The following is an 11165-nucleotide window of genomic DNA, read 5'->3' on the forward strand; positions in this document are numbered from 1 at the left end:
CCCCACGGAATCTGGCACCCCCGGGGGGCTTCCGCTTTCCCCCGCGACGCCGCCCCGCCCCAGGGCATAGGGCACACCGGCATGCAACGCAGGTCCTAGTGCTGGGTCCTGACGTGCCTGGTCTCAGCGAGAGCTCGCCGTGAGTGTGTCAGGGTCCGGTCGCAACTCGGGGCGGGCGGATTCTGAAAAATCCGGGGGACCCAAACGCTTAGTCGTGGGTCCTTTGCGGGCGATAGCGACGCCGGCACCCAACAGAGATGAGGCTTTGGGTGCCGTAATTCGCGAATCTAAAAATTTCGGGGGCCGGCTTGATAGTCGTGGGTCTTTTGGGCCTATCCTGTCTACCGAACCGGGCCTTACTTGTCGGCGTAGACCCAACGCCGGCACGGGATGGGAGGCCGCCTTCTCTTAGGTCACGGACGGCAGACAATTCACGGCAATGGGAGGCTCTGGTTAGACCACACAGGCCCGAGGCGCCATCGCCGAGTTCTCTTCGCACTCGCGTTGCTGTTTGGTAATTGTAATGAAGAATTCTCCGCTGCATACGAAGAAATCTTCACCTGTTTCACAAACGCAGGGCCGTTGTGGGAAGTGGATAATCCGACCATGCGATCGGCTCCTGCTCTAGCGACTTGAAAATTTGTCGCAGAAAAACGCCCTTAAACCCCTTTCAAAAACGCTCGGACGCCCTGGGAAACGCTATCGAGCGGACAAATCGAAGATTTAGGGGGATTCCACCATGTTAGACACTTGATAAAACCAAGAATCCAAACTAACCTTTCGATCCGCACGGTCCAGAGATGAGGGAGAATTCAGGCCCGGGGAACGGAGAGGCGTCTGAAACACCACGGAGACCGACTATGGACCGCCATGATTCACGAGATGAGGCTAGTTGCCAGACTTCGTGCCAGGACCCAGACCGGGGACGGAATCCTTCGATGCAAGCCTGTGCTGCTCCACCGGTAGCGTCGACGCCTCGGTTCACGGTTGCTCAGTTCGATGAAGTCGCAGACACGACGGGGCCCGTTCTGTTGGAGTGTGACTTGCCTGACGGGGGCTTTGCCACACCGGAGCTGCTCAAACGTAAAGGTCTGTTGATGCCGGACGAGTATCACCGCCTGGTCATGGTGCGCATGAAGGTCACACCAGACGAGACGTGCCTCCTCGACGCGGCCGAAGCGGCGCTCGAATGGAATACCTACGGCGTGCCCGTTGCGTTGCGGCTCTCGAGCTACATCGATCAAGGCGAGTTGAACAAAGCGTTTGCTGCCGGCATCGAAGAGGTCACGTCTGGCAACGTCGACGTCCCGTCGAGGGTGCTGGGTCTCACCGTCGGAGAAGCCTACCGCTGGGACAGCCGACAGTTCGTGGCGACCGATCCGTACATCCGGGCGGTGAAGGAGTCGGTCGGTCCGCGGCGTTGGGTCTACGTCCACGAGAACGAGGACATGGACCGGGCTTGGGCGGTGTACTGCGTTTCGGCGGCGGCGTGAAGCAAACGTCTTTTGCTTACCGGCACCGGGCTACCGGATAACCACATTCTCTGAACTCAGGGCGTCCGAAAGAAGGAACCTGCAACACGACCCCCGCGAAATTTTTTCGCCGCGGGTCAACGCGTTCAAACCCCTTCCTTCTTTTGGAGCCGCCCCATGCTGACCGCTACGTTCCTGACCCTCGCCGCCGACACCGCGCCGGCCGCCACCGGATTTCTCGGGGCGCTCGACGCCCTGATCCCCGTGGCCGTTACCGCGGTCGCCACGCTGTTGGTGCCGTTCCTCACCCGCCTGTCCAAGAAGGCCAAGGCCGACCTCGAAGCGGCCCAGTCCGCTCAGGCCGCCAAGGCGATGGACTACATCTGGAACTTCGTCGCCCACCAAGCCGCTCAGGTTGCTCAGGTCGACATCCCCGAGATCGCCGAGCAGTACGAGAAAGGCGACATCACCAGCGTCGAACAACTCCGGCGAGAGCTGGAAGCACGCGGCGAACGAGTCGTCACACAGACGCTCGATTACATGCGGGCGAACGGCATCCGGGTCGGCTCGTACAACTCGCACGCCGACGAACACGCCAAGGTCAATCAGATGGTCCGGGCGGCCGCGAAGAGCACGAGCCCGTTCGCCGGCAAGTCCGCAACGCAAGCCATCGCCGACGGCGACACCCGCACCTTCTTGCTGCAAAACGGCCCCGAGCTGACCAAGATCTATCTCCAGCAGCAGGCCGCAACCAGCGCCGCCGACGGCGACACCCAGTTAGTCCACAGCTAAGCCTACCTCTCCACGCCTTCCGTCTGCGGCCTCCCAATCGAGGCCGCCGGCGTTCCCTTTGCTGATCGTCCATGGACCACATCAACGACATCCTGACCATGCTCGACGAAGAGTTTGGCGCCCGGTGTGTCGGGGTCGTCGATCGGCAAGGTCGTCCGTCAATCCTGAGGAAACGCGGACATCCAAGACCGGTCGGTCCAAACGTCGGCCGACCGAAGCAGCTTGATCCTGAGAGGGGGCGTCCGGGTTCCATCCTGGGCGCTCCTTTTACCGTTTTACCCAAGGTCACGACATCATGAGCGAAGAACTCACCCCCCTTCTCGTCCGGTTCGAGATCGGCCACAGCCCCGACGCCCCGATTAAGCCCAACGGGTCGCGATACGAGGTGCGGTCGGCGGTGCTGGCCGACGACGGGCGGGGCGTGCCTCTCGAGCCGTTCGCGATCGACGCCGGCACGCAACACACGCCCCGCGTGGCTTTCGATCTGGTGTGCCCCGCCGACTTGACCGTTCGGGTCCTCGTGTACTTCGTCGACGCCAACGGGGTCGCCAGTCCCGCCCGCCAGTGCTACGCCACGCCCAGGCCGGCCAAGCGGTTCCCGCGGGCTTGCGGCTTTACCGAAGCGGAACTCCGCATGGTGTCTGCGAAGGCGACGGATCTGCCGATTTCCTGGATGCCACCGGAAGACCTGGAACCGTCCGACCAATCCTCCAACGAAAAAAATCCCGCGGCGGCCGAAGGTGCCGAACCCGTTGCCCTCACGGTGGGCGGCGGGTCCGTAAACGACAGCGAGTAATCGATGGCTCAGAAACCACCGCCCAACGACCCGCCCGAAGACCTGCTCGGCCCGGCGCTGATGAACCTGAAGGTCGGCTACCTCTCGTCCAGCCATTTGCTGGGCGGCCCGCCCGGGTACTCCACTGGGGAGCAGCAGATCCAGTTGATCTCGTCGTACATCACCGACAGCATGCCGCCCCTGGAGCACGCTCGCTACACCGTCGGTTTCGGCGGCAAGCTGGCCGACCACGGCCAGGGTGCGCAGGTCTCGCTCGCCGGCCGCGGCACCGGCGACCTCATCGGCCTGGCCCTCACGGCCCTCCGCGAAACCTACCTGCAGGGCTTCGGTGAATCGCCGACCGTTCTCGGTTTGGAGTCGTGGGGCGTGCACCTGCCCATGCAGCGCGACGACCCGCGATACCAGGGGTACATGCGGTGGGCTCACTGCCTGGATTGGAACGAGGCCGCATCGCCCTACGGCTCGGACATGCTCCCCGACGCCATGGTCACCGAGATCTTCACCGATCGCGTGACGGCCATGATCATGCTGCCTTCGCGTTTGCCGCAACGCAACTGCTACCGAGCGATCGTCTGCGTGCGCAAGCCCAACGAAGCCGAATGCACAGTCGACGAAGGCTTCTTCGACAGCGGCGAGTACCTCGCGCCGCCGAAGCGGTCGGTCGAGCAGTTGGATACCACCCAAGATCCGGACGCCGTTGAAGACTGGCTCGACGACATGGACGAAGGAGACTTCGACCCCACGTTCGGCGGAGGCGACGGAGACGACGACGGCTCGCAACAGGGCGTGCCGCCGGCGTGAGCGGGCCGGTCACTTACGACTGGTTTAGCCATCCGCGGTGTGATCCGGTCACTCGGTCCGTGTACGGCTTCGACACCGAAAGTCTCAACAAATACACGAACCGGCGGTTGATGCAAGCGGTTCAGCAGTACAGCGACGGCTGCCTGAAGACCGGGGTGTTCCAGGACCACAACGCCGTCCGTGAGTTCGGGCAGAAGGCCATCAAGGAAGTCCTCGCGGAGATGGACGAAAAGCTCCGCCACATCTCAGGAGACGGTTCGATGAAATACTTCTGCCCCGGTTGCCGTGCCGAGATGCCCGTTGGGGTGACCAGCTTCGTGGGGTTCGGTGAGAACGACAACACCCGCTCGTGCGTCAAGTGCGGATCGGCCGCCGTACCCCTCACTCTCGATGCCATGACCGCACACATGGTGCAGGTCTTGGCCGAGGTGCAACTGACCAAGATGGACCTGGGTCGCCGCAACAACGAAGTCCGTGACCTGCGTCGAGAGTTGGACCAGGTCCTCTATGTGCGGATTGTCGACGGCAAGCTGCTCGAGGCCGCGGCCGTCACCGCCGCCGGCGACCGCGGCATCGACGCCGACGGCAACGAGTGCCTACCGGTGAATCAGGTGGGGATGACTCACCTTTGGAGGAAGCTCCAAGAGATCGACGGCGCCCGCGTCGAGGAGCTGGAAGCCAAGAACCGTCGCCTCGAACTGCAGCTTCAAAGTCTGGGGGAGCGACCGGTCGCGCCCCGCGTAACCACCCGGGACATCGAACACTGATGGACGGCTTCTCCTTCTGGATCGACTTCGACGCCTTGTTCTCGGCGGTGTTCTGCGCCGGTGAACTGCGACGCTGGGCCGCGGCCTGCGTGTGTGTGATCGCTTCCCTGATCGCAACCTCTTACCGCTACACCCGCGTGTACTACGGCTCGCCGATCGGCCTCGCTCGTGACGTGATCGGATTCATCTTTGTGGCGGCCTTGTGGGTCGTTACCGCGGTGGTGCTCCACGTTGCCCTTTACGGAGTTGCGCCATGATCGTTTGGATGCTGCTGTGCGCAGGCGTGGCGATCCTCGGGTGGTCGGTGGCCACGCTGGCCGCCATGGCCACGGGGCAACTCAACCTGATTCGTACCCGCGATCGTCGGCTGGCGTGGTTGGCGATCGTCGCCGGCCTCATCGACGGCCTGGTCCTCTTGATCATCGCGGCGACCCTCGTCCTGTTGTCGTTCAATCCCACCGGAGTCACGCCGTGAGCAACCCCGCTAGCGAATTCGAGTTGCCGCTGGATCCCAATCGCTTCGCCGAAGCCTCCGTCCGTGCATTGGCCGAATGCATCGACCGCGGCGAGTTCGACGAGGGGATCTTGTCGTCCGGTTCGGTTGCGACGGTCTTACACGAAGCGGCCGACAAACTCGATGACCTCACGCGCGAACGTCTCGCTTTTCATTTGGCCCTCAGCGGCGTGCTGCATCACGCCCAGGACGGCACCAACTGGCGGACGCTGTTGACCAACATCGTTACGGAGATCGCGGAACTCCGTGCAGATAACGAAAAACTCCGAAAACAACTCCATGCCTGATTACTCCCAACTCCACAGCGATCAAGACGTCGTCGCCCGACAAGTGGCCGAGGCCCTGGGCGGCGCGATCGGCGGCCCGAGACGTATCGGCCGCGACCCCGAACCCCAAGACGAGAAAACCATGCCCGACCCGACGTTTGATCAGATCGAAGCTCTCTACCGTGAACACATGGAGAAGGCCGGCCAAGCCCTGGTCGCCCTCGGCCAATACCTCGCGACGCCGGCGTCCATCAAAGAGGGGCCGATCGACACCGCGTGTGCCGACGCGCCGTGCGAAGCCTGCGATGCCGGGGAAGCCTCGTGGTTGGTGCCGCTCAACACGGATCTAGACATCTGGGAAGTCACCTACCAGTTGACGTATGTCGACGAGCTTGACGGAGAAGGTGGGGAGTTTGACGGCGGCACGCGGAAGCTGCGCATCATCGCACCCGATCTCACCATCGCCGTGTCCATCGGCGAAGCCTTGCTGGTTGGACTGGTCGATCAAGAAGGCGAATGCGACGGTAAGAAGTTCCGCATCCGCATCGTTGCGGCCGATTCGATCGGGGTGCAGCTCTACCGTGAGCACATCGCGGTTGACGCCTGCTGCCTGGGTGTGCTCGATCTAGAGTCGCTGAACGCCGCGTGAGTTCCGCCACCCCCCTTCCCGTCGACCCTGAGGGCGTGATCACCGTCGGCATCGACGAGGTCGGCCGCGGCAGCGTCTACGGACCCGTTGTGGTCGGTGCCTGTGCCAATCTCCGCCACTGGCATCACGACGAAGTCCGCGATTCCAAGAAGGTCGGCAAGAAGAAGCGGCAAGGCTTGGCGTCGTTGATTAAGCAGAATACACGGACCACGCTGCAGTGGGGTCACGCGTGGCTGATCAACGAGCGGATGCTCGCCGGCCAGAGCTTCGCGGACGTCATCCGCGAACTCATGCAGCGGTGCATCGATCAGACCGACCACGTCTTGTCGCATCAGCGGTTGCCGGTGAGGTACGTCGTGGACGGTCAGCCGCTCGACTTGTTCAGTCGCGTCGGCACGATCGAGTTCATGGAGAAGGGCGACAACAACGTATTCGCCATCGCCGCCGCCGCGATCGCGGCGAAAGTCGCTCACGACGACTGGATCTCCGAGCGGGTCAAAGCCGACCCGAGCCTTGGCGACAAGTACGGGCTCAAGACCAACGCCGGCTACGGCACGCCACCGCACATCCGCGGCCTGGCCGAACACGGCCTGACCGACGAGCACCGCGTGGTCTTCGCGGAAACCGCGATCCGGCGGTATCACGAAAAAAAGACCTGAACTTACCGGCACTCTACTTCCGCATAACCGCCCTACCGGTCGCGCCGGCGTCCGATTTCGGGGGGCATGGCACCCTCTCAACGTCTCGCCCAAGAACGCGACCGAGCCCATCGGGAAGGGGTCACCATCGGTGGCCTGGATGGGTACGACGAGGCCTGTGTGGGCACGATGGAGCTGCCGGGAGGTTTGAGGGTCTTCGTCTACGACCGCAACGCCATCGTTCACGCGTTGATGGTCGGCGAGGGGATGAGCCGCGATCGTGCCAACGAGTTCGTGCGTTCTGACATCGAACCCGTCTGCGCCAAGTTCAACACACCGGTCCTCGTGGAGCTCTTCAAGGACCAATGAGAAAACGCACCCCCCTACCGCAAGTAGGCGGCACGGCCGCACCGCGAGCCAAGCCCGTCGAGCCAAATCATGCGGGTGCGGAGGACACGTCGGCTCCCAAGGCCGGCGTTTCCCTTGAACGGGTGGCGACCTCCGACCCGGCCGACCGACACACGTACGCGTTCCGTGTCGGGCTCCAGGGCGGCCGGGCGGAGGACAACGCCATGTGCCTGATGGTGCACCGTCAGGCGTGGTCGGCGCCCAAGCTCGAAGAGATGCGAGTCGCGGCGGAAGAGTTCATCAACCAGTCACGCATCCCCAAGCGCCGCCGCAAGCTGGTCGACCAAAGCGAGGGCCCGCACGCCGAACGGGCGGCGATCCACGACCCCAACGCCACCAACGGAAACATGTTCCGCGACGACGTCCGGGCGTTCGAGGCGTTCTTGGCCGACCGGTACGGGTTTGTGCTCCTCGTGGTTCGCGAGCCCGAGACCAGCACCTTCGAACCCACCGTGCCCAATGAGGCCGTCCCGAGCGTTTTCGTGCCGCCGGCCGAAGAAAAAGAGAGTTCCGGGACCTGATCGCCGCGTCCGGCGAGTCGTCGGAACACCCAGGGGAGAGAGCGATGGACACCGACACAGCCCGCACACCCACAACTCCTGCCATGAACCCGAACCAGTACGAACGCGCCACCGGCGTCTTGCCCACGGTCACGTGCCCCAACTGCGGGATGCGTGTTCGCCGTGGTCAGACGTGCGAAAAGTGCGGCCGCCCCTGGTCTCCGAGCAGCCTCTCGAACAAGTAATTCCCTCGCACGGGATGCCCACCCTCCCAGGAGCCTCCATGTCCGCCACCGCCGCCCCCGACGCCCCGACCGCCCAGCAACACTTCTCCGCGGAGCTGGGCTGGATCACCGACGAGGAGCTGAGGGGGCAGGTGTCGGGCTTTATCGATGGCCACGCTCCGGACTATTTCTGGACCCGGCCGGCGTCCAAGTCGGGCAGATTCCACCCCGACGTCTCCCGCGGCAACGGGGGCCTCATCCGTCACACGAAGCTCGTGGCCCGCGCCGCCCGCGAGGTCGCTCGGGCGTACTACCCGCTTACGCCCAACAGCAATAACGACGTCATTCCGTTCTATAACGACACGCTGATCTCCGCCGCGTTGATGCACGACATGTTCAAGGACGGCGACCCGACCGTGCCCGGCACGACATACAAGATGCACGGCAAGCACGTGATGGATCGGATCGGCCGAGAGCTGTTCGAGGGCCGGTCCGATGCGGTCACCAACGAGTGGCGTTACATCATGTTCATGGTCGCGACGCACATGGGTCGCTGGACCGAACAGCACCCGTTCCGGCCGTCGTCGCTCACCGACCCCGATCTACGCCGCGCGTGCGAGATGTTTACCGTCGCCGATTACACCGCTTCCTGGCAGTGGGACCAGTGGTACGCCGCGATGGCGGTGGCGTCCTGACCCGGGAGTTGGAGCCTTGGCCGATAGAAACCCCAGGGCCCGCGACGCAACGGGTCTGAAACGCGCTGAGCTGCCCGCCACGATGTACGTGCGGGTCTCCCTGGAGTCGCCGGCCAGCCTGGATCGCGACGCCCCTTCGGGCGGCCGGTCAAACCTGAGGAGATTCGTACACGTGGACGTCCCCAGCGAGGACAATGCGCCCCAACCCACCGATGCGGTGCCGCACCCGGACGTGCCCACCGGCCTGCCGGTTGCGGTGCCCGAGCGACTCCTGGGCAGCAAGCACCAGCGGATGGTCTTGTTTCAAGACGAGTACGACTTTTTCATCGAAAATTGGAACGATTGGTTCGATGGCGAAGGCGCCCAACGGTTCACCCACAAGGAAGACCGCGACGACATCGAGACGATCTGTCTCTACAAGGTTTTGGAGTTCCGCGCCCTGAAGGTGCTGGCCATGCATCCCGATCGGGACATGTCCCGTTCGCTGGCCGAGTATCGCAAGATCATTCAGAAGGCCCGGGAGAACCTCGCCGCCCGACGGGCCGACCGGGTCGGTGTTCAGTCCTCGAAGGACAAGCCCACGGTGAACATCGCCGTGATCGCCGGCATGCCCGAAACACAGCGCAAGCAGGTGGTCAACGAGAAGCGTGCCGAAGAGCTCGAGGCGCTCGACAAGCCCACCGACACCGTGAACTTCAACCCGTCGGGTCACGCGGAAATCGACATGGACGCGCTGATCGGTGAAGACCCGGTGGAAGTCAGCACAGGAGACGCAAGCGATGCCTAACCCTTCGATTCACTGGTATCAGGTCACCGGCGTCAACGGTGGCGATGATCTCAGTCGCCTCAATCTGTCCAACGGTCCGGTCGCGACCGAGATCGGCTTGACGCCCGGTGATGACCCTTGGGAGTGGGGCAACATGGAGGCCGGCGTGTGGTCTGTGCCGGTGTGCTTGGCGCTGCAGCTCCGGGGCGATACGGCGTACGAACTGGCCGTGCGTATGCACGATTACGTCTCGAACGTTGAGAACACCACCGAGAGCTTCTTCGGTTCGGGGCAGCCCAACGGCGACGGCTCGGGGCCACCCTGGGTCACCGACTGGGACATCCGCATGGCGGTGCTTGACCGCTACGAAGACTTCGGCGGCCAGGAGGCGGCGACCCGGAACGCCACGATCCAGAGCTGGGACTACATCCACCGCGGCGCGAGCATCGCCGGCTGGGACTTGGACAGCCAAATCGCCGCCGGCACCTACGGCAACCAGACCGACAACCCCGTGGTGGTCAACGGCCGCAACCTGCTGATCCCCCACGACACCCAGCCCGACACCTGGATGTTCAACGCGTTCATCTTCTTGGCCGCCAAGCCCGAACCCAACGCCATCGGCGGTCGCCACACCGGCTTCGGCCTGACCTGGTCGTACCTCTACCCGGCCCCGGAGGTGCCTGATACCTAATGAGCACGCCACCCCCGAACACCGACGGTGATAACGCTCTCGTGCGGCTCCTCCTGGATCTTGGCCAGAAGGTGGCGTACTGCTACTTCCTGGTGCTGTGGAAGCTCGCTCTCATCTACCAAGGCGAAGACGGGCCGGCCGCTCGTACCAATCGCTGGTACAAGCGTCGCACGGGGAGGTAAGCCCTGCCCGAAGTCACCCTCGACTGCGCGCTGTCGGTCAAGGAATCCGTCACGCTCGAGGCCTCGGCCCTGGTCCGTTGGTACGAGCGGCTTGATTCCGCGGCGTTCGTCCGCCCCAGATCGACCCTGGCTTGCGCCGGCTTGGCTCAGCGTCGCGGCGAGGCCGCACTGGATTGCTTGCTCTACAGCTACCGCCGCGAAGTCGGTACTTGGTTGTGGTGTGCCGTCGCCGTGCGGGAAGTCGCCACACTGCCGGCGGCCGCGGACGTTTACCGCCGCGTTGACGACACTTTGGCGTGCGCCCTCGATGTGGTCCTGCCGGGTGAGCCCGGCGAGTTGACGCTGGCCTGTGCGGCGGACGTCGCGTTGATCCCACCCCCGGAAGTACCGAAGGTGGATGTCGGCGAAGTCACCTTGGCGTGCAAAGGGTTCGTGCACGCGCGGGGTTCTGCAGAGCTGGGCTGTGCCGCCAGTGTCATCTATCACCGTTTGCCCTGCGCCGTGCACGTGTCACGGCGTTCCAGCGTTTCTCTGGCGTGTGCCTTGGATGTTTTTGTGGACCGCCCCACCGACGTGGGTCCATTGCGGGGCACCGTCCGCTACGACGACGCCGACCCGTTCTATCACGTCGCCTGGAGCGAGGCCGTCGTGCTCCGCAACGGGCTGGACGGATACGAAGTCGCGGTGCTGCCCGAGGGGGTCACGCCGGGCGATGAAGACTGGCTGGCCCACGACGACACCGATCTTAGGGCGGATCTGTCCAACCGCGATCGCGGCACGTACGTGATCTGGGTCCGCGCCCGACACGACAACGGCACCTTCGGTGATCCGGTTGGGCTGGGTGTGTTCTACGCCCCCGACGCGCCGCCACCGATCGTCGACAACCCCGACGCTCCGCCGACCACCGACCTGGTGTTGCCCACCGCCACCCCGGAAACCCCGGACGCCCCGGAGAACCCCGACGACCCCGCTGGTCCTGACGACCCCGGCTCGCCGGATACGCC

General features: G+C 64.0%; 17 protein-coding genes. All 17 read left to right on the forward strand.

Annotation, left to right across the window (positions count from 1 at the left end):
- Positions 1-1043 precede the first annotated feature (1043 nt).
- Positions 1044-1493 carry a hypothetical protein gene (locus AAGD32_17530; GenBank protein ID MEM8876049.1) on the forward strand — a complete coding sequence of 150 codons (450 nt, stop codon included), beginning with the start codon at positions 1044-1046 and terminating at the stop codon, positions 1491-1493.
- Between the two features lie 156 nt (positions 1494-1649).
- A complete protein-coding gene (locus tag AAGD32_17535) occupies positions 1650-2264 on the forward strand; it encodes a hypothetical protein (protein MEM8876050.1) in 615 nt (204 codons plus the stop codon).
- A gap of 295 nt (positions 2265-2559) precedes the next feature.
- The gene (locus AAGD32_17540) at positions 2560-3060 is read left to right on the forward strand and encodes a hypothetical protein (GenBank protein ID MEM8876051.1); all 501 of its coding nucleotides are present in this window, start codon (positions 2560-2562) and stop codon (positions 3058-3060) included.
- 3 nt (positions 3061-3063) lie between these two features.
- A complete protein-coding gene (locus AAGD32_17545) occupies positions 3064-3861 on the forward strand; it encodes a hypothetical protein (protein MEM8876052.1) in 798 nt (265 codons plus the stop codon).
- Positions 3862-3971: 110 nt separating this feature from the next.
- Positions 3972-4628, forward strand: a complete 657-nt coding sequence (locus AAGD32_17550) for a hypothetical protein (GenBank protein ID MEM8876053.1) — start codon at positions 3972-3974, stop codon at positions 4626-4628.
- Complete coding sequence (locus tag AAGD32_17555) at positions 4628-4885, forward strand: hypothetical protein (GenBank protein MEM8876054.1); 258 nt, start codon at positions 4628-4630, stop codon at positions 4883-4885. Before AAGD32_17550 ends, AAGD32_17555 begins: the two co-directional genes overlap by 1 nt.
- Positions 4882-5103, forward strand: coding sequence for a hypothetical protein (locus AAGD32_17560; protein ID MEM8876055.1), 222 nt, complete (start codon positions 4882-4884; stop codon positions 5101-5103). The genes AAGD32_17555 and AAGD32_17560 overlap by 4 nt, the downstream gene beginning before the upstream one ends.
- A complete protein-coding gene (locus tag AAGD32_17565) occupies positions 5100-5429 on the forward strand; it encodes a hypothetical protein (GenBank protein MEM8876056.1) in 330 nt (109 codons plus the stop codon). Before AAGD32_17560 ends, AAGD32_17565 begins: the two co-directional genes overlap by 4 nt.
- The gene (locus AAGD32_17570) at positions 5422-6057 is read left to right on the forward strand and encodes a hypothetical protein (GenBank protein MEM8876057.1); all 636 of its coding nucleotides are present in this window, start codon (positions 5422-5424) and stop codon (positions 6055-6057) included. The genes AAGD32_17565 and AAGD32_17570 overlap by 8 nt, the downstream gene beginning before the upstream one ends.
- Positions 6054-6716: a hypothetical protein gene (locus tag AAGD32_17575; protein ID MEM8876058.1), complete on the forward strand. Its 663-nt coding sequence runs from the start codon at positions 6054-6056 to the stop codon at positions 6714-6716. The genes AAGD32_17570 and AAGD32_17575 overlap by 4 nt, the downstream gene beginning before the upstream one ends.
- 66 nt (positions 6717-6782) lie before the next feature.
- Complete coding sequence (locus AAGD32_17580) at positions 6783-7064, forward strand: hypothetical protein (protein ID MEM8876059.1); 282 nt, start codon at positions 6783-6785, stop codon at positions 7062-7064.
- Positions 7065-7186: 122 nt separating this feature from the next.
- Entirely contained in the window at positions 7187-7624 is a 438-nt protein-coding gene (locus AAGD32_17585) for a hypothetical protein (protein MEM8876060.1), read from the forward strand.
- A 262-nt stretch (positions 7625-7886) separates the two neighbouring features.
- The gene (locus tag AAGD32_17590) at positions 7887-8522 is read left to right on the forward strand and encodes a hypothetical protein (protein ID MEM8876061.1); all 636 of its coding nucleotides are present in this window, start codon (positions 7887-7889) and stop codon (positions 8520-8522) included.
- A 172-nt stretch (positions 8523-8694) separates the two neighbouring features.
- The gene (locus AAGD32_17595) at positions 8695-9309 is read left to right on the forward strand and encodes a hypothetical protein (GenBank protein MEM8876062.1); all 615 of its coding nucleotides are present in this window, start codon (positions 8695-8697) and stop codon (positions 9307-9309) included.
- Complete coding sequence (locus AAGD32_17600) at positions 9302-9979, forward strand: hypothetical protein (protein ID MEM8876063.1); 678 nt, start codon at positions 9302-9304, stop codon at positions 9977-9979. Before AAGD32_17595 ends, AAGD32_17600 begins: the two co-directional genes overlap by 8 nt.
- A gap of 41 nt (positions 9980-10020) precedes the next feature.
- Positions 10021-10161: a hypothetical protein gene (locus AAGD32_17605; protein ID MEM8876064.1), complete on the forward strand. Its 141-nt coding sequence runs from the start codon at positions 10021-10023 to the stop codon at positions 10159-10161.
- A gap of 141 nt (positions 10162-10302) precedes the next feature.
- A partial coding sequence (locus AAGD32_17610; GenBank protein ID MEM8876065.1) for a hypothetical protein occupies positions 10303-11165 on the forward strand: 863 nt, incomplete at its 3' end.

The organism is Planctomycetota bacterium, assembly GCA_039182125.1.
Lineage (GTDB): Bacteria > Planctomycetota > Phycisphaerae > Tepidisphaerales > Tepidisphaeraceae > JBCDCH01.